15 protein-coding genes are annotated in these 18,395 nt (G+C 39.4%); 5 read left to right on the top strand and 10 right to left on the bottom strand.

Annotated elements, in window-relative coordinates; translation table 11 throughout:
* The first annotated feature begins 128 nt into the window (after nt 1-128).
* The 3 genes from dnaB (at nt 129) to IL356_RS15985 (ending at nt 3,936) form a co-directional block, all read left to right on the top strand.
* Nucleotides 129-1,676 carry a replicative DNA helicase gene (dnaB, locus tag IL356_RS15995; protein WP_121849585.1) on the top strand — a complete coding sequence of 516 codons (1,548 nt, stop codon included), beginning with the start codon at nt 129-131 and terminating at the stop codon, nt 1,674-1,676.
* A 110-nt stretch (nt 1,677-1,786) separates the two neighbouring features.
* Nucleotides 1,787-3,052, top strand: a complete 1,266-nt coding sequence (locus tag IL356_RS15990; protein WP_225621529.1) for an asparagine synthetase B — start codon at nt 1,787-1,789, stop codon at nt 3,050-3,052.
* Between the two features lie 83 nt (nt 3,053-3,135).
* Nucleotides 3,136-3,936, top strand: a complete 801-nt coding sequence (locus IL356_RS15985; protein WP_121849583.1) for a hypothetical protein — start codon at nt 3,136-3,138, stop codon at nt 3,934-3,936.
* A 54-nt stretch (nt 3,937-3,990) separates the two neighbouring features.
* On the opposite strand, the gene IL356_RS15980 is transcribed toward IL356_RS15985, so the two are convergent.
* From IL356_RS15980 to IL356_RS15960, 5 genes are all read right to left on the bottom strand, one after another.
* Nucleotides 3,991-6,186: a PepSY domain-containing protein gene (locus IL356_RS15980; protein ID WP_121849582.1), complete on the bottom strand. Its 2,196-nt coding sequence runs from the start codon at nt 6,184-6,186 to the stop codon at nt 3,991-3,993.
* Nucleotides 6,187-6,192: 6 nt separating this feature from the next.
* Complete coding sequence (locus IL356_RS15975; RefSeq protein WP_121850752.1) at nt 6,193-6,690, bottom strand: DUF2271 domain-containing protein; 498 nt, start codon at nt 6,688-6,690, stop codon at nt 6,193-6,195.
* A gap of 7 nt (nt 6,691-6,697) precedes the next feature.
* Nucleotides 6,698-8,206: an ankyrin repeat domain-containing protein gene (locus IL356_RS15970; RefSeq protein ID WP_205601249.1), complete on the bottom strand. Its 1,509-nt coding sequence runs from the start codon at nt 8,204-8,206 to the stop codon at nt 6,698-6,700.
* A gap of 149 nt (nt 8,207-8,355) precedes the next feature.
* Nucleotides 8,356-9,747: a hypothetical protein gene (locus IL356_RS15965; protein WP_121849580.1), complete on the bottom strand. Its 1,392-nt coding sequence runs from the start codon at nt 9,745-9,747 to the stop codon at nt 8,356-8,358.
* Between the two features lie 19 nt (nt 9,748-9,766).
* Nucleotides 9,767-12,184 (bottom strand): TonB-dependent receptor, encoded by a 2,418-nt coding sequence (locus IL356_RS15960; protein ID WP_121849579.1) that lies wholly within the window; start codon nt 12,182-12,184, stop codon nt 9,767-9,769.
* 116 nt (nt 12,185-12,300) lie between these two features.
* Between IL356_RS15960 and IL356_RS15955 the strand changes: the two genes are divergently transcribed.
* On the top strand, nt 12,301-13,305 hold the full coding sequence (locus tag IL356_RS15955) for a helix-turn-helix domain-containing protein (RefSeq protein WP_162987918.1): 1,005 nt from the start codon (nt 12,301-12,303) through the stop codon (nt 13,303-13,305).
* Here the strand turns inward: IL356_RS15955 and IL356_RS15950 are convergent.
* Nucleotides 13,302-14,099 (bottom strand): HAD family hydrolase, encoded by a 798-nt coding sequence (locus tag IL356_RS15950; RefSeq protein WP_121849577.1) that lies wholly within the window; start codon nt 14,097-14,099, stop codon nt 13,302-13,304. The genes IL356_RS15955 and IL356_RS15950 overlap by 4 nt on opposite strands.
* Before the next feature lie 102 nt (nt 14,100-14,201).
* On the opposite strand from IL356_RS15950, the gene IL356_RS15945 reads away from it, so the two are divergent.
* Entirely contained in the window at nt 14,202-14,624 is a 423-nt protein-coding gene (locus IL356_RS15945) for a secondary thiamine-phosphate synthase enzyme YjbQ (RefSeq protein ID WP_121850751.1), read from the top strand.
* Nucleotides 14,625-14,676: 52 nt separating this feature from the next.
* Here the strand turns inward: IL356_RS15945 and rplT are convergent, their stop codons facing one another.
* The 4 genes from rplT to thrS form a co-directional block, all read right to left on the bottom strand.
* Nucleotides 14,677-15,021: a 50S ribosomal protein L20 gene (gene rplT / locus IL356_RS15940; RefSeq protein WP_121849576.1), complete on the bottom strand. Its 345-nt coding sequence runs from the start codon at nt 15,019-15,021 to the stop codon at nt 14,677-14,679.
* 85 nt (nt 15,022-15,106) lie between these two features.
* Nucleotides 15,107-15,304: a 50S ribosomal protein L35 gene (gene rpmI, locus IL356_RS15935; RefSeq protein WP_121849575.1), complete on the bottom strand. Its 198-nt coding sequence runs from the start codon at nt 15,302-15,304 to the stop codon at nt 15,107-15,109.
* A gap of 101 nt (nt 15,305-15,405) precedes the next feature.
* Entirely contained in the window at nt 15,406-15,954 is a 549-nt protein-coding gene (gene infC, locus IL356_RS15930) for a translation initiation factor IF-3 (protein ID WP_205601300.1), read from the bottom strand.
* Nucleotides 15,955-15,990: 36 nt separating this feature from the next.
* Nucleotides 15,991-17,931 (bottom strand): threonine--tRNA ligase, encoded by a 1,941-nt coding sequence (thrS, locus tag IL356_RS15925; RefSeq protein ID WP_121849573.1) that lies wholly within the window; start codon nt 17,929-17,931, stop codon nt 15,991-15,993.
* Between the last annotated feature and the right edge of the window lie 464 nt (nt 17,932-18,395).

Genomic DNA, 18,395 nt, shown 5'->3' with positions numbered 1-18,395 from the left:
CTGGAGGTTTTAATCTCCAGATTTTTTTTGTTATCAACACAAAGTCGTAACTTATTAACACCCAATTGTGAATGACCTGTGGATTATAGTTCAGGGTATGATACAGTTATTTGTATATTTTCGTAGTCATGGAAAAAATTAACCCGGTAATCGGTAGAAAGATAGATAAATCGACCCTTATCAACTTAGAGCGAGGTAAAATTCCTCCACAATCAGTTGATTTAGAAGAAGTTGTGCTTGGTGCAATGATGATTGACAAAAAGGGTGTTGATGAAGTCATCGATATTTTACACCCCGATGTTTTCTATAAAGACGCCCACCGGTTCATATATGAGGCGATATTTAAACTCTTCGAGGGATCGGAACCGATTGATTTATTAACCGTTTCGTCTCAATTAAAGAGAGATGGCCGATTAGAATCTGCAGGGGGTGATTTTTACCTAATAAAATTGACCCAAAAGGTAGCTTCTTCGGCACATATTGAGTTTCATGCGCGTATTATTCTCCAAAAGTTCATTCAGCGCAGTTTGATAAAAATTTCAAGTGAAATTATTGAAGAGGCCTATGATGAAAGTACCGATGTTTTTGATCTCTTGGACAATGCGGAAGCAAAACTCTACGATGTCACTCAAGGTAACTTAAAAAGATCGGCCGAAACTGCTCAAAGTTTGGTGATTCAGGCGAAGAAAAAGATTGAGGAGATATCAAATAAAGAAGGCTTGAGCGGTATTCCGTCAGGTTTCGATAAATTAGATAAGCTTACTTCCGGTTGGCAACCAAGTGATTTGATTATCGTTGCTGCAAGACCTGGTATGGGTAAGACCGCCCTTACCTTATCGATGGCAAGAAATATTGCCGTAAATTCAGATATTCCCGTGGCATTCTTTTCTTTGGAGATGTCATCGGTGCAATTAATCACTCGTTTGATTTCTTCTGAAACGGGTCTTTCGTCCGAAAAGCTTAGAACGGGCAAATTGGAAAAGCATGAATGGGAGCAGTTGAACGTAAAGGTAAAAGCCTTGGAAAAGGCGCCATTGTTCATTGATGATACTCCATCATTATCCATTTTTGACCTAAGGGCCAAGGCGCGTCGTTTGGCATCTCAGCATGGCATTCGTATGATTATAATTGACTACTTACAGTTAATGACCGCAGGAGGAAGTCAAAAAGGAGGTAACCGTGAACAGGAAATATCGACCATTTCCCGTAACCTAAAGGCGTTGGCAAAAGAACTGAACGTACCGGTTATTGCACTTTCCCAGTTGTCAAGGGCAGTTGAAACAAGAGGAGGCAGTAAGCGTCCAGTACTTTCCGATCTGAGGGAATCTGGGGCAATCGAGCAAGATGCCGATATTGTGTCTTTCATCTACAGACCGGAATATTATAAGATCGATGAATGGGATGATGAAGAGCGTAGCCCGACCCAAGGTCAGGGAGAATTTATAGTAGCCAAGCACCGTAATGGGGGCCTAGAAAATATACGATTGAAGTTTATCGGGCAGCTTGGTAAATTCGATAACTTAGATGATTTTGATTCCCCATTCGAGTTTCAGTCTAAGATGAACGATGAAGATGAAAACCCATTTGCAACCAAGAATTTCCCAAGTGCCGACCAGGCTTTTGGCAGTTCAATGAACAGTGGGGGTATGCCAGACGATGATGATGTTCCATTCTAAATAGGTACAAATATGCTATCTCAATTGATAGCAAGAGGCATTAACAAATATCTAACGGGCTAACAGCCCGTTTTCTTTTATCTTTGAATAAGGTCCGTTATAAATGCCCAATGCCTAAACATTTTACTACGCTTGTTATTTTCTTATTTATATGGATGCAGATGCACGCCTCGGCCATATTAATTCCTATGGATGTCGAAAGCCAAGATAACCACTTGAAGGCCTATGGGATCACCTATTGGGTATTGAGCAAGCAACAGAAAGTTCAATGGCTCTTAAATTATCGGGGAGGCTCCTTCTTATTACCAGATGGAGATATAATTAGAAAAGAATGTCAAATACGCGGTGTTTCGTTTGAGATTTTATCTGATGATCAAGTAAGCGGTATTCTCGATGAAGTTAGTAGCCCTTCTCAAAATAAAGAAGCTGTAATACTTGAAAAGGCTCCTAAAATTGCGGTTTATTCACCGAAAGGAAATCAACCTTGGGATGACGCCGTAACCATGGTTCTTACCTATGCCGAAATACCTTATGTAACGGTTTATGATGAAGAAGTGTTGGACGATAAATTGGCTATTTATGACTGGCTTCACCTTCATCACGAAGATTTTACTGGGCAATACGGTAAATTCTACGGGGCCTACAGAACAGCACCTTGGTATATAGAGCAAAAAAAGGAGGCAGAAACCTTGGCGCAAAAGCTTGGTTACAGCAAGGTATCTGAAGAAAAGAGTGCTGTGGCCCAAAAAATAAGAAACTACGTGATTGGAGGAGGTTTCATGTTTGCCATGTGTTCGGCCACCGATAGTTTTGATATTGCACTTGCGGCCGAAGGAGTCGATATTTGCGAGCCTATGTTTGATGGAGACCCTTCCGCACCAAACTATCAGTCGCAGCTCGATTTTACGAAAACATTCGCATTTGGCAATTTCACCTTAGAAAGAAGCCCACTTAAATATGAATTCTCATCTATAGATATGACGAATAAACGAGGCAACGTACCTAAAGAGTCAGATTATTTTTCTTTAATGGATTTCTCTGCTAAATGGGATCCTGTGCCTACGATGCTATGTCAAAACCATACCGCTTTGGTAAAAGGTTTTATGGGCCAGACGACCTCTTTTTCGAGAGAAGAGGTGAAGCCTACGGTTCTAGTTTTAGGAGAAAACAAAATCAATGGAGAGGCAAGATATATTCACGGCATAAAGGGAAAGGGTTTCTTTACTTTTTACGGAGGTCACGATCCAGAGGACTATCAACATAGGGTAGGGGACCCAAAAACGGAATTGGAGCTGCACCCTAACTCTCCAGGCTATCGGTTGATTTTAAATAATGTGTTGTTCCCGGCTGCAAGAAAGAAAAAGCAGAAGACATAAAAGTATCTTTGGGTTTGAATGAATACTATAGTGTAAAAGACTTTACTGATCGATTAAGTATGATTTGATGACTTTTAAATAGCATGAAACATAACTTTCATCAGTTTAGCTTGGTACTTTTTTTAGGCTTTGTTTCTTTTATGGGTTTCGGTCAAGCGAACGAGATTCGCCTATATGGCAGAATAGCAGCTAATAATACTGATGTAGCAGATATTTTAGTCGTAAACAAAAACACCAAAGAATCTACAATAACGGACGCTTCTGGATCTTTCTCATTGGAAGTAAACTTGTCCGATGTTATTCAATTTACAGCGGTTCATCTTCAATCTAGAGAAGTAATTATTTCAGATTATATTTTTGGGCAAAAGTTTATAATTGTTGAGTTGACGGAAAACGTTATAGATTTGGATGAAGTTACCGTAACACCCTACAATCTTTCAGGAAAACTTAGTTCAGATTTGAATAGCCTTAATGTAGAGGGTCAATTTAATTCTTCAGACATTCGACTTCCTAATGCTGATTTAAAATTACTATCACAGGAAGAACGACTTCTTTTAGAGGCTGATAGAGGTAAATATATTCGATATTATGGTACTTCGCTAGTTATCAATACCCATAAGATTATAAATCGTCTATCAGGTAGAACCAAAAAACTGGAAGACCGACTGAAAAGGGAAAAAGATCTTCAGATAGAGAATGAAATTGTTGCCAAATTTTCAAAGCAAACTATTGCCGAGGGCCTTAACTTACCATCTTATCAAGTAGATGGCTTTCTTACTTATTGCCTTTTTCAAGAAGACTTTTTTAAAGTCTCAAAAATGGACGCGGAAGAAATGTGGAAGTACCTCGAGTCGAAGAGAGATAGTTTTAGAAAGCTGAATTAATTATGAGTACTGCGACTGATGTTTATTAATTGCAAATACCTGTAATAGAACAGTTTAATAGCAATCCATTTTAATCTGTCTTTTGTTTTGAAAGTGGCTTAAGTCTTTACCAATGTAATTGCTGCAAATAGATCGTAATTCTTGTAAAACCTCTTTTTGCATGGCAATAGACCCGCATATCATGATAGTTCCGCCTTTTTTTAGCACTTCAATAAAAAGCTGCTTGTCTTTTTCTATCAGGTGCTGTACGTATACCTTTTTATCCTTTTCGCGAGAGTAAGCCGTCTTGAAATGGCTCAGTTTGCCTTCCTGTATAGATTTTTCAATAAAATCTTTGTACAGACTTAAAGAGTTGGGGGTTCTTGCTCCCCAATAGAGATGTAGCTCTTTCTTTTTACTATTCTCAGCTATCATTCCTAGAAAAGGGCCAATCCCTGTTCCCGTGGCGATTAAAATGGTTTTTTTTGAGTTTTTCGGAAAGTGGAAATTTCTATTGGGAACCACTTTGGCCGTTAAATCTGCTCCATCTTCTAATTGGTGCAGATAATTAGAGCAAAGTCCGTTCGGATGCCTTCTAATACTGATGACCAATGAATTGTCCGATAACTTTCCAAGGGAATAGAGACGTTCTCTTTCTCCTTCTTTTGGTATTACAGAAAGTAAGTCTCCTGAAACCGGTTTGGCTCCATTGAGGTTTTTTAGGTTGAGCAAAAAGGTTTCATCCGAGGGTAGTTCGTCTTTATGCAAAACCCTAAAGGTTGATGGGGGAAGGGAGTTGCCCACAATTTTAGGTTTCTCCAGACGTATATCCATCTCCTGTAATTGGCTCCACTCGGTACACCAATTTTGAAAAGCCTCAAAAGACTGGTCGTTTACTGTGGAAACATCCATTAAAGCTGTGGCCTTGTCTAGTTTTTCTAACTGTTGATGCGCATCATAGGCGAATTGACAAAAATGGGGGTAGGCCGTAGAACCAAAGCCTACTGTAGCAAATTGAAATTTTTGACTTTGAGACTTTTTTGCCAATAGCTGCATGAATTTTTCGGCCGATGCTGGTGCTTCTCCCTGACCGTAAGTGGCGGTAATAACAATTAATTGCTTCATACTTTTAAAGCGATCATAATCGTTCATCATCGCTAGAAAGCAAGAATAATTCTTGTGTAATAATTTTTTCTGTAGTTGCTCGGCAAATTGTAGGGTAGTTCCTCCTTCCGTTCCCACCAGAATAACAAATTCCGCATCGTTCTTTGAAATCTTGTTTTTAATTTTTGTTTTCGGGCGTTTAAAATAAATAACAAAACCTGTGACAATCAAGAAGGGAATGGCAAGACTACCAGCGCCCAGTACTATCGCCCAAAGAATGCTTCCTTCAGCTGTGTGCAGTACGGTTGCCCAAGAAGAAATGATATTGACCATCGGAAATTGGGCTTCCGCCAATATTTCGCCGGTGTATTGGTTGACATAAAGTTCACGGTTCTTCAACCGTATGATATAATAGTCTTCAACAAATTCTGAGAAGGGGTATTCAAGCTCTCGTAATTCGCCAAGTTTAATTTTTTTGAAAAGCTCAAAATCATTTAATGATAGAGAGGGCATTTCATTAAGATTGTCATAATCAACTTCAAGGGAAACGGTAGGCTCAGGAATGATTTCAAATCGCAATAGAGATAAATAAACACCTGTAATTGCTAGAAACAGAATAGGGATCAGTGTTATTCTTGAATATTTGACATGATGGTATTGTGAAAAGTTTTCTTTGACTATGGGCGAAAAGAATTTCGAGAAACCACCTTGTCTTTTGGCAATTAAAACAATGCCGGTAAGCGCAATTAAAAAGAGAAAAAACGAAGCCAGACCGATGAGTAGTCTGCCAGGGGATTTTAAAAATAATGATCGATGTAGGTTAGTGGAGAATTGAAAAATCGGCTTTTTTTCAATCGGTAATCCTAAATTTTCACCCGTAAAAGGATTAACGTAAAAATCTTGATTTTTACCTTCCGCAATAGAGGAAACCTTAAGAAAGCCATTTCTATCTCGTGTGATAGCAACGACCTCTTCATGGGTTTGGTTCAAAGTAGACAGAACCTCTGCCAATGACAGCTCATCGGCACCGGAAACATGATAAGGTTGAACTTTGTTGTAGATAGGTTCAACAGCTAAGATGATTCCGGTAACCGAGGCTATCAATAAAAATATTGAAGAACAAATAGCAAATAACAAATGGCTATACCGCCAAACGGATACCAGCATATTCGATTATCGATTTGGCACCATTCGTATGTAGCGTATGTAACCAGAACCGTCTACTTTTTCTTTAATAGTAGCCGTATTTAAGGGCACTTCAGCGTCAACCGCATAATATTCCTGATTTTCGACGGCCGACTCAAAACGTACCTTATAACCCGAATCTAGCTGTGAAGAATCGAAGCCTAAAGAAATAATGTTTCTTTCACCATTACCAATAGTTGCTCCGGTTACCCCATCAACATTTTCATTGGATCCGTGGCTAAATTTCCACCAATTTTTTAAATCAGGAAACCATTCTTTGTCATCACCTTGTATATATAGCGTCTTCACATAGTTACCATCTGGATCAATCAATGATACCACTACGTAGGCTTTTTCACCTGTATAGTTCATCATTTGAATCATACATTTATAGCTTACTTCGGCTGGTTTTACAAAACCGGACAAACCTACGGTCAAAGTAATTGCAACAACCGCTATCGTAAACCTGAGATAGAGATTTTTCATGTTCATTCTAGTTTAAAAATTCGAGATTGACCTGGTTCTTTGTCAATAGTTCATTTTCGCTTGCCAAATCATGAGCCGTTTCACCAAATTCGGTGGTCGATTTGGCATCGGCTCCTTTTGATAAAAGGTATTTCAAAATCTCAGCATTTTCCGTTTTCATGGCAGCATAGTGTAAGGGTGTATTACCATCTTTATCTTTAGCATTGATGTCTGAACCAAAAGAACTAACCTCTTTCAAAAGCTTTAGGTCATTCTTGGCGACGGCTAAGTGCCATATAGAACTATCATCTGCTTGGCGAGTTTTGAAATCGAATCCTTTGGCTTTAAGAGCTGCTACTTTTGATTCAAAATCGCGTGGTTTACCACGACCATTGAAAAGATAATAGGCTAGATTATTTCCGTCGTTGTCCAATGTGTTGACATCGGCACCTTTAGAGATTAAATAATCGGCCACATCAGAGCTATTTCCTTCAATCGCAATAGCTAATGGGGTTTGACCGCTTTTATTTTTTTGATTGATGTTATTCGTCTTTTCGGCAAAATAGGTAACCACTTCCAGTTTGTTTCTTTGGGCAGCATTCAACAAAGCAGTGTTTCCTTCTTCATCTACCGCATTAGGGTCAACACCTTTTGCAATGAAATAATCGAAAATTTTGGTGTCGTCAGAAGAACGAGATAAATTGAGCAAAGGTGTAGTGCCGTTACTAGAGGTAACGTTCGGATCGATTCCTAGACCTTCTAAGTATTTAAAGACTTCGAGGCCGTTGCTCGATCCCCTACCTCCTCGGCTAGCGAACAGAATCGCATTTTCTTTGGTTTCAGGATTTGCTTTTGTAGAAACCCCCTTATCTACCAATTGCTTTAAAATTTCAATATTTCCTCCTTGGGCAGCTATACTGAAAATACCGTTACCGTGGTCGTCGGTAGAGTTTAGGTCTAACCCTTTATCAACAAAATAATTGATCAAGTCTAGATTTTTTGCCCTAGGTGCAGCGACCAAGAGAATATTACGGCCATCATGATCTTTCTCGTTTTTCAGGTCGGCCCCATTGGCAATCAGAAAATCATAGATTTTAGTATCATCTTGCCCTGTTGCAGCGGTAAACTGTGATAGAGAATAACCATGGGAATCTTTAAGGTCCATTTTGGCTCCTTTACCAACTAGATATTCCATAACCTCTAAATCTCCACGGGATGCAGCCCAGAAAATATAGGTACGGGAATCATGGGTTCTCTTATTTACATCATTACCCTTGTCTATCAAATGGGCAATGGTGGTAACAGGGTTGCCAGCGAAAATAGCATAGGTAACCCCATCGAAACCACCTCTATTGGCTTCTGTAATAGAATTGCCTTGGGCTATTTTAGAATCAATATCCGAAATACTTGGTTTTGACTTCCAATAGTCTTGATCGAGAAACTGATTCTCGTTTCCACCAGGTTGCGCTAGGGAAGAAGAGACCGATAACATGGAAACAGCTCCAATAAAAAAGGCCTTTAATGTTTTAGTTTTCATTTTCTATAAGATTTTATTGAACGGATAATCACTCTTTTAGCTTCTTAGAAAAAAGTTCGGAGTTGAATATACTCTTTATTTAGATTAATTCAATAAAAGAATTTCCACGGATTTTTCCATGGAAATTCTTCTTAAAATATTCAAACGAATTACCAAGCCCCTATAAAGTGGCTACCGGTAGCATTTACCAATTCGGCCCCTTTAGTTACTAAACCTGTTTCGGTATCTACAACATAAATATTACCGTCTTGCCCAACAGGCGCTTGCGTTAAGTAAATTTCATTACCATCAACTGCAAAACCTTGATATTGGAATAGGTAAAAATCTGGATCGTATGGTATCTCATCTATAAGAGTAGCGGTCTGTGCATTTAGGTCAACAAGGGCGAAAAAGCCTTGTGCACCGGCGGCACCTTCTGCAGAACCAGCATGACGGTAAGCCAATACGGCTTTGCCATTGGCTGCTGGTCTCCAGGCTAGAATATAAGCTTCCTCCACGCCAAGAGCGTCATCTAGATTGAATACATATGAATCATCATACTGATTATCGGCTCCGATTTTTAGTATATGAGAACCTTCAGGGTCACCTTGGTTTGCCTGGTAAACATCACCATTGTATTCGAAAGCATTGATGCTACGATATCCATTGGTATTACCATGACCTACAGTGGAGGTAATAACGGTCGGATTGGTCAATGAAGGATAATCTAAAACAATTGTCTTAGACCCTAAGATAGCACCTTCTCTATCGCTCTCAACAGTAGCAGGATCCACTTTGCTCAAACGCGCACCGATGTAAAGCTTATCGCCGGCAGCGTTCAAAGTAGGCATATCGATTCTAGAGATGTAATATCCATTCGATTCTTCCTCTTCCGTTAAAGGCACGCTGTGCTCTTGAAATTCAATTATTTGAGAATTTACCAAATCAAGGGTTACAATACCCATGGTAGCCTCTGTTCGAACGTAAGTATCATCTGTAGCATCTTCAGCCGTACCATTGTCATCAATGACATGTTCGGTAGAAACATAAACGGCAGCACCTGTTTGGTCTCCGTCAAATAACTTGATCCATCTCGGGGCAGAACCAACGTAAGGTTCTATACTTACATTTGTACCCTCTTGTGTAAAGGTCTGGCCACCTTCAACTTTATATTTTGTATAGTTACCACCAGTATCACCTGCGTAGCTAATGTTAAAAATAGTATTACCATCTTCAGAAGCCTGTAATCTGGCCGTTCTATTTGATGGCACTGTAAAACCGTTATTAAAAGGGTCTATTGAAACTGAAGGATCTTTGGCATCGGTGCTACTAACAGAATAGATCAATGTTCCTCCATTACCATCACCTGGATTTTCTCCCATTTGCGCTCCGGCAATGGTAATCCATCTAGCTTCTTCCTCTTCTTCAGGGTCTGGATCAGTCGGTGTTTCTCCATCAGGTTCAGGAGAAGGAGAGCTATCATCGCTACTACACGAAGTCATGAGGCCCAAAGCCAATAATAGTATGGCGAAGGATTTAAAGTTTAAGAAATTCCGTTTCATATTAGGTATTATTAAGAGGTTAAAAATTATTGATTATGTAATTTAATTTTAGATAAAATGCCCTACCCGGTTTTTGCACCGATAGGTTGTCATAAACCGGTTTGTCGAATATATTTTTGACGTCAAAACTCATGATAACCTTTTTGTTGGGGAACGTGTAGCTAAGACCAAAGTCTTGAGCAATTTGTTCAGGAATTCTAAAGAATTCATCACCAACAGTATTTGTTCCCCTGATATTCAGGTATGAAAATTCGTCGGTGTAATAGATGTTGTAAAAGAGGTTTAAGCGTGATTTTCTTTGTAAAAAGTCTTGGATAGAGTAGCGCAATCCACCATTCATGGTAAAGAAAGGGGTGTTAGGCACATCTATTTCAACACCCTGATTCTCTATTAATAGCTCAAAGCGTGAGAAGTTGAAGTTTAGTGCTAGATTGTTGTTAAAGCTATAATCTATTTGCGCATCGATTCCTTTTGAAGTTCCGCTTCCTTGATTAACATACAGTATAAGCTCTTCATCTACGTTCAAAGATGATTCGATAGGCAAACCAATTCGGTCTTTAATATTTCTACTGAAAAAATTTGTAGAAACGGTCAACTGGTGTTTTCTGAAATTGAATGCCCCTAATCGGAAGCCTAGATTGTAATTGTCGCTTTGCTCAGGCTTGATAGTGGGGTTGGCAACTACGTTATCACCATCATTACCGAAGATTTCGGTTTCGTTCGGTAAACGAATGGCCTTTTCAGCAGAAGCTAAAAGGGTTATGTTAGGTAAAATAGCATAAGAAGCGGCAAAACCGTAACCCTCATTCGTGGTAGTACTCTTTACGATGTCATCAACAATAATATTATTACCGTCGGGTCCCGTGGCAATCTCCGGATCGATGCTTACCGTCTCTTGTTGGTAGTACTTGCCGAAGAGACTAGCCCTGAATTTATTCTGGAAGGCATTTATTTCATAAGTCAGGGCATATATATTTTTAGTTAAGTCCCTGTCTCCTGTGAATGTATTTTCTAAAACGGATACAAGGGCATCACTGTCCTCCCTGTCGATAGAGCTATACACATGGTTCAACAAAAATTTATGATGTTCATTTATGGTGTAGTTCAACCCACTTCTAATAGAAGCCACATTTCTTTTAATGGTAGCTAGAGTAGGTCCTCCTTCCTGTTGAGAATCCCAAGTATATTGAAATTCGTTGCCCCTAAAATCGATGGCTCTCTCACCGTTCCAATTATAGGCCCAAGCAACCGTGTCATTAACAATTCGATTACGTTTGCCGTACAGGCCGTGTATGTTCAAATCGAGACCTTCGGTAAAAAGATCCTTTTTCTGGTAAGTAATATTGGCAAGCGTTGCATCAGACTCTAAAAATCGGTCCTTATACGGGCGGGAGGTCATAAAGGCCCCATGCTGAACCTCTTTAAAATCATCGGAAACCGTTAAGCCGACTAAAAATTGATCCGCCCACTTGACATTGGTATAACCAATTTGGGCGATGCCCCCTGTTGAACGATATGCGTCATTGAACCGTCTGGCAGTTACCGGGGTTTCAACACCTCCAAGACCTGCGACAACGACTCTTCTTCCCCAAACCTTGTAATTATTATCGGAATAATTATTAAAAATAGAGGCTTTAACCGTGAAGCCAGATTTATCGAAACGATATACCCCATTAGCATTAGCCTGAATGGTATTGAACGAACCGTATGAAATAGAGGCGTTAATATTGTTCTTGGCTTCGCTATGAAGTTCGATGTTGATGGCTCCGCCCAAAGCATCATCTGCCAAATGCCCAGGAACCACACCTTTGTAAACCTCAATTTGCTTAATCATCGAAGGTGGTATACTGTTTAAACTAAATGATGAGCCATAAACGGATATTGGAATACCATCAATAAAAATTCGTACCGCACTTCCTGACAAACCGTTTAAGCTATATTCAACATTAGAGCCTAAACCACCGTTCTGCCGAATTTTTACGCCGACCGTCGTATTTAACAATTCATTGGTTTGAATGCTACGGATGCTAGCCTCTTCGGTCTGCACGGCACTAACGGCGAAACCTTCTGTCTCAATAATCGTTTTTTGAGATTTACCGTTTACCGTAACTTCGTTCAGGTTTTCAACATTCTCTTGAAGGGTGAAATCAATTCTAATGTTAAGGGAGTTTTCTGTTATTTCAACAGTTTTCGCCCGTGTACCATAGCCAATGAACGATATGACCACTTTGTGCTTGCCCGTCGGAACTTTTTCTAAGAAGTAGTTGCCGTTTAAATCGGTCAATACCCCTACTTTCAAACCTTCTATCGTAACGTTCGCAAACGATAAGGGTACACCTGATTCATCTTTAACATTGCCCGAAATAGTTCCTGATGTTTGTTGTCCGAAGACTGATAAGGCGGTTAAGAACAGAAACCATGAGCATAAAGTTTTCATAAGCAAGCACACTCTTTTTATTGAGATTTAATCTAAATAAACTAGTTTTGCAAAACTAAAGCAGGGTTTCACCGGTGAATACCGCAAAAAGAAGTTTTACCTACGCAAAAGGAATTATGGAAACAATTTTTAAAAGTGATGTATTTAAGAATAGAATCTATAGGCGAAAGTATCGTAAAGACTTTCTTTCTGACGAACTCATCGAGAATACGGTTACTGTTGATACACCCGATGTGTCGGGAATCATTCGAGAGCTGAATCTGAATGGAATTTTTGTTTTTTCTAAACATATGAGCTCGGCAAATGGCTATAGCTTTGATGTGAGCAACAACTTTTCAGTTTTTAAATTGCATTTCGAGATCAGTGGTAATTATAGCTATTTTCCTGAGGGGCATACAGAGCCTTTTGTACAAATTCCTAACTACCATTATAACATGTTTTATTTGCCTCATATAAAAGGTCGCCTTGATTATCAAGGTGCTCCCCGTAGAACGTTTGAGGTTATTTTTACATTAGATTTTGTGAAGAGAATAGCAGGTAATGATTATAAACAGTTTTTACAAAGGGTAAATATCGCGGTAGAGAAGGGAAGACCTTATATTTTTTGGGAGGAAGCCAGGCCAATCTCTCCAGAAATCGGTAAGGTTTTAGAAGATATCATTTCGTGCCCGTACAAGGGCGAGATTAAAAGAAACTATTTACAATCAAAAATAACTACCCTTTTAATCGATTTGCTCATTGAGGCAAACGGAAAATATCAACCAGAGCCGAAAGTTGTTTTACCGGCGGCCGACCTTGAAAGTCTGGGTAGGGTAGAGAGGTACATCAAATCGAATTTGAAGAAAACCATACGAATAGCCAAGCTTGCAGAAGTAGCCGGATTCAATAGTTCAAAGCTCAAAAGAGACTTTAAGATGGTATATGGTACCACCATATTCAAATACATAACGAGGCTAAGAATGGAAAGGGCCAAATTGAAAATACGCAAAGAGGGCCTTTCAGTGGCCCAAGCAGCCTATGAGGTAGGTTACACCAACCCCCAACACTTTACCAGCGCCTTCAAGCGCACCTTAGGCTACCTGCCTAGTAACTTAAAAAAATCAGGAAAATCTTTTAATTAGTGGGCTAAAAGCTTTTGCAGAACTGATTCAACACCAAAATCGTCATTGCTTTTAGTACTGTATTTTGCAGCCTTTTTGACATTGGGGTGGGCATTTTCCATAGCAAAGCTAAAATCGGCAAGGGCCAGCATTTCCAAATCATTATTGTAGTCGCCAAAAACCATGGTCTCGTCAGGCCTAATATTGTTGAGTTCCTGTACTTTTTGCAGCGCATAGCCTTTATGCGCATCGGGGCTCGATACATCAACCCAGTTCTCACCGGATACTTTAACTTTTAACTTTCCTTCAAGATGAGAAACAGAAGGGTAGATATACTTTTCAGAACTGATATGATGGTAGATGGCAATCTTCAGAATTTCACCATCAAACTCAGATAGATTATCTAGTAATTCGTATTCAGTATAGTATTCTTTTAATTTGTCTTCGAACTCTTTTGAATCATTACGTATGTAGGCCTTTTGGCTTCCGCATAGCACAGGATGTATATTTTCGACCGATTCTAAAATGGTTAGTACTTCTTGCTTTGCATCTTGGTTCAATGGGGTGGAAACCAATATTTCATCGTTCTGAACGGCAAAACCACCATTTTCGGCAATTACAATAATATCGTTCTTTATCGGCTCGAGCTTATCAATAATGCTATGGTATTGCCTTCCGCTGGCAGCAACGAATAATATACCACGTTTTTTAAGTTCGTCAAAGAGATCAAAGAAATGGCTGCTTACCTCGTGGTTCGAGTTAAGTAAAGTTCCATCCATATCGGTTACTACCATTTTAATTCCTGACAAATCCATATAATCCAAATTTTGAAAGCTGCAAAGGTATTTGTTATCGTTGGATAATAGCTTAGATTTATGAACTTTTACGATTTGTTGACAATTAAGAAAGGTACGTTCATGAAATTTTTTCAAAAGCAAATCGCTCTCAAAGCCAGAGAGCGGGGTTTCCATTTGGTAACCAATGAAATTGTAAACTCGTTACCCGAATTGAAGGAAATTGAGAAGGGTATGCTTCAGGTATTCATCAAGCATACCTCTGCAAGTTTGACTATTAATGAAAATGCCGATCCTACGGTACGTACCGATTTTGAGAGCCATATGAATCAAATGGTTCCGGAAAATGCTCCTTATTATATTCATACTTATGAAGGCCCTGATGATATGCCGGCCCATATCAAAAGTTCACTTATGGGGGCTTCTGTACAGATACCCATCACCAAAGGTAGGTTGAATTTAGGTGTTTGGCAGGGTATTTATCTCTGTGAACATCGCAATGGTGCCTGGTCGAGAAATTTGGTCGTCAGTGCTTTTGGGATATAAAAAAATCCGGCTCGCTAGAACCGGATTATAAAGTGAGATAAATACTTAACAATTATTTTACCTTTTCGACTATCGCTTTAAAAGCTTCTGGGTGGTTCATGGCCAAATCTGCCAATACCTTTCGGTTCAGCTCGATTCCGTTAGCTTTTACCTTACCCATGAATTGTGAGTATGACATACCGTGCAAACGGGCACCCGCATTGATACGAGTAATCCAAAGTGCACGAAAGGTTCTTTTCTTGTTTCTTCTATCGCGGTATGCATAAAGCATTGCTTTTTCTACCGCATTTTTGGCTACCGTCCAAACGTTTTTACGTCTTCCGAAGTAGCCCTTGGCTTGCTTCATCACCTTTTTTCTTCTGGCTCTAGAAGCAACTGCATTTACTGATCTTGGCATAACTTTTAAATTTTTGTAGCAGGCGGTGCATTACGCACACTTTGAAAGGCCCGACTCCATGGTTAATAAATTACCTCTTGAACAATTACTTTAAACACAATTGTTCTTTCACACTACCTTCGTCCGATTTGTGAACTAGTGTACTGTGAGTCAACTTAAGCTTACGCTTCTTAGATTTCTTTGTAAGAATGTGGCTCTTAAAAGCGTGCTTTCTTTTGATTTTGCCAGTACCTGTTAGCTTAAATCGCTTTTTGGCACTAGACTTTGTTTTCTGCTTAGGCATCTTTTCCTATTTATTGATTATCTCACTTTTCATGCTAAACGCCGCCCAAAATAAATTGAACAGCGTTCAGTATTTTCTATAGTTTCGAGCAATAGCCCGAATTATTTCTTAGTCTTAGGGGCCAAGAACATGGTCATTCTTTTACCCTCTAATTTTGGCATTTGTTCAACCTTGCCAAGTTCTTCAAGATCTTGGGCCAGTCTTAATAAAAGAATTTCACCTTGATCTTTATATACTATTGAACGCCCTTTGAAAAAAACATAGGCCTTTAGCTTGGCACCGTCTTTTAAAAACTTTTCGGCGTGTTTCTTCTTGAAATCGTAATCGTGGTCATCGGTGTTAGGCCCGAACCTGATTTCTTTTACAACTACTTTAGAAGCTTTGGCCTTCATGGCCTTGTCACGTTTCTTCTGTTCGTAAAGAAACTTTTTATACTCCATGATTTTACACACAGGTGGCTCTGCTTTGGGAGAAATTTCTACCAAATCAAGACCCATTTCTTCAGCTATTTCGCGTGCTTTTCTTATGGGGTAAATACCTACTTCTACATTGTCACCTACCAACCTCACTTCCGGAGCGAGTATTTTTTCATTGATATTATGCGGATTCTTGTTCTCCCTCCTAGGTTGTGGCCGAAATCTTTTTCTTATTGCTATGACTTAAACTTTTTAATTAAACTTAATTTTTTAAAACGACTTTAAGGTACTATTTATTTCTTTAGATACCAAGTCTGCGAAACTTTCGAGGCTTATCGATCCCAAATCTTCACCACCATGTTTTCTCACGGAAATGGTATTTGAGAGTTCTTCATTTTCTCCTACGATCAGCATAAATGGCAATTTGTTCATTTCTGCCTCCCGTATTTTTTTCCCTACAGTTTCGTTCCTGTCATCAATGAGGGCGCGAATTTCGTTATTTTCCAAAGAATTTAAAACTTTTTCCGCATATTTTTCATGTTTCTCGCTCACTGGCAGTACTATAGCCTGTTCAGGAATCAGCCAAAGCGGGAAATTTCCACCGGTATGTTCCAACAATAAAGCTATAAAACGCTCCATACTTCCAAATGGTGCCCTATGGATCATAACCGGTCTGTGAAATTCGTTATCACTACCCTTATAGGTAAGGTCAAATCTTTCCGGTAGGTTGTAATCTACTTGAATCGTTCCTAGTTGCCATTGTCTTCCGAGGGCATCCTTCACCATAAAGTCTAACTTCGGACCGTAAAAGGCGGCCTCTCCTTCCTCAATTATATAATTAAGCCCTTTCTCCTTTGCCGCGTTGATAATGGCGTTTTCCGCTTTCTTCCAATTTTTGACCGAACCTATATATTTTTCGGGTGTGTTCAGGTCTCTTACGGAAACTTGGGCGGTAAAATTTTCAAAACCTAAAGAACCTAATACGTATAATGATAAGTCAATAACATTTTTGAACTCTTCATCTAATTGCTCAGGGGTGCAAAAGATATGGGCATCATCTTGGGTGAAGCCCCTAACACGGGTTAAACCGTGCAACTCACCACTTTGCTCATACCTGTAAACGGTTCCGAACTCTGCATATCGCTTGGGCAGCTCTCTATAGCTAAAAGGTTTGTTTTTGTAAATTTCGCAATGGTGCGGGCAGTTCATTGGTTTTAGCAAGAACTCTTCATCTTCCTTAGGGGTATGAATGGGTTGAAAACTATCTTCACCATATTTTGCATAATGCCCAGAGGTAACATAAAGCTCCTTTTGGCCAATATGTGGTGTAACCACCATTTCATAGCCAGCTTTCTTCTGTGCCTTCTTTAAAAATTGCTCTAAGCGTTCTCTTAAGGCGGCACCTTTCGGAAGCCAAAGCGGTAGACCTTGTCCTACTTTCTGCGAAAAGGTAAACAATTCCAATTCTTTGCCGAGCTTTCGGTGGTCTCTTTTCTTGGCCTCTTCTATCATGGCCAAATATTCGGTCAGTTCTTTCTGTTTCGGAAAAGAAATACCGTAAACCCTTGTCAACTGAGGTTTATTTTCATCACCGCGCCAATAGGCTCCAGCGACGTTTAAAATTTTAATAGCCTTTACTATGCCGGTATTGGGTATATGGCCCCCTCGGCACAGGTCGGTAAAAGTATCGTGATCGCAAAAAGTAATAGAGCCGTCTTCAAGGTTTTCGATTAGCTCTATTTTAAACTCGTTGCCTTCTTCTTTATAATAGTTTAAAGCATCGGCTTTTGAAACCGATCTCATTTTAAAATCGTGTTTGCCCCTGGCAATTTCCAAGGCTTTCTTTTCTATAGCTGCGAAATCTTTTTCTGAGAGGGTGTGTTCTCCAAAATCGACATCATAATAAAAACCATTCTCTATCGCAGGCCCAATTGTCAACTTTATGCCAGGGTATAGTTCTTCGAGGGCTTGGGCAACTATGTGCGATGTTGAGTGCCAAAAGGCTTTTTTTCCTTCAGCTTCGTTCCATGTATATAAGGTCAATGTACCATCTTCGTGAAGAGGGGTGGCCGTTTCTACTACCGTATCATTGAATTTGGCCGATATAACGTTGCGCGCTAGTCCGGCACTTATGCTGAGGGCCACGTCCATAGGAGTGCTGCCACTTTCTAATTCTTTAACATTGCCGTCTGGAAGAGTAATTTTAATCATGCTTTTTTGATAAATAGGTGGCAAAGATACTATTCCCTTATTAGGCGTACAATATATGTTGATTTGGTTTTGCAGATTTATGATGGAGTATTGTTTTGTGTAAATGGATGTTGCATTTAAAGCGGTATGTAGAAGGAATCCAGGGTAGCGGTAATTGTTTATAAGGGTGATAACGGTTTTTTAGTAGGGTGATGAGTGATTTATAGAGAGTGTTTTTTGGTTGCCAAAATATGAGGAAGTGTTTGCGTAAACTAAATATTAGAATTATATTTAATGCCCTTTTCTAATAAAGCATTTTGTAAATCATTAATTAATAGGCGATTGTAAAAAGTTGCAAAAAAACTGTTGTGGATTTAAAAAACAGTGTTACATTTGCAGCCCCGAAACGAGATGGTCTCGTTGGGGCGAGGGTTCCTTTACATACTGGGTTTTTGATGCGGGAGAGGTTTCGAAAAAAAAATTTC

The organism is Euzebyella marina (genome assembly GCF_014855515.1).
In the GTDB taxonomy this organism is placed as follows: Bacteria; Bacteroidota; Bacteroidia; order Flavobacteriales; family Flavobacteriaceae; genus Euzebyella; species Euzebyella marina.
This window is presented reverse-complemented; position numbering and strand designations above follow the sequence as displayed.

Bases quoted from the DNA above. Each gene is read 5' to 3' on its own strand.
- dnaB (WP_121849585.1), top strand. From the start codon at position 129: ATGGAAAAAATTAACCCGGTAATCGGTAGAAAGATAGATAAATCGACC.
- IL356_RS15990 (WP_225621529.1), top strand. From the start codon at position 1,787: ATGCCTAAACATTTTACTACGCTTGTTATTTTCTTATTTATATGGATG.
- IL356_RS15985 (WP_121849583.1), top strand. From the start codon at position 3,136: ATGAAACATAACTTTCATCAGTTTAGCTTGGTACTTTTTTTAGGCTTT.
- IL356_RS15980 (WP_121849582.1), bottom strand. From the start codon at position 6,186: ATGCTGGTATCCGTTTGGCGGTATAGCCATTTGTTATTTGCTATTTGT.
- IL356_RS15975 (WP_121850752.1), bottom strand. From the start codon at position 6,690: ATGAAAAATCTCTATCTCAGGTTTACGATAGCGGTTGTTGCAATTACT.
- IL356_RS15970 (WP_205601249.1), bottom strand. From the start codon at position 8,206: ATGAAAACTAAAACATTAAAGGCCTTTTTTATTGGAGCTGTTTCCATG.
- IL356_RS15965 (WP_121849580.1), bottom strand. From the start codon at position 9,747: ATGAAACGGAATTTCTTAAACTTTAAATCCTTCGCCATACTATTATTG.
- IL356_RS15960 (WP_121849579.1), bottom strand. From the start codon at position 12,184: ATGAAAACTTTATGCTCATGGTTTCTGTTCTTAACCGCCTTATCAGTC.
- IL356_RS15955 (WP_162987918.1), top strand. From the start codon at position 12,301: ATGGAAACAATTTTTAAAAGTGATGTATTTAAGAATAGAATCTATAGG.
- IL356_RS15950 (WP_121849577.1), bottom strand. From the start codon at position 14,099: ATGGATTTGTCAGGAATTAAAATGGTAGTAACCGATATGGATGGAACT.
- IL356_RS15945 (WP_121850751.1), top strand. From the start codon at position 14,202: ATGAAATTTTTTCAAAAGCAAATCGCTCTCAAAGCCAGAGAGCGGGGT.
- rplT (WP_121849576.1), bottom strand. From the start codon at position 15,021: ATGCCAAGATCAGTAAATGCAGTTGCTTCTAGAGCCAGAAGAAAAAAG.
- rpmI (WP_121849575.1), bottom strand. From the start codon at position 15,304: ATGCCTAAGCAGAAAACAAAGTCTAGTGCCAAAAAGCGATTTAAGCTA.
- thrS (WP_121849573.1), bottom strand. From the start codon at position 17,931: ATGATTAAAATTACTCTTCCAGACGGCAATGTTAAAGAATTAGAAAGT.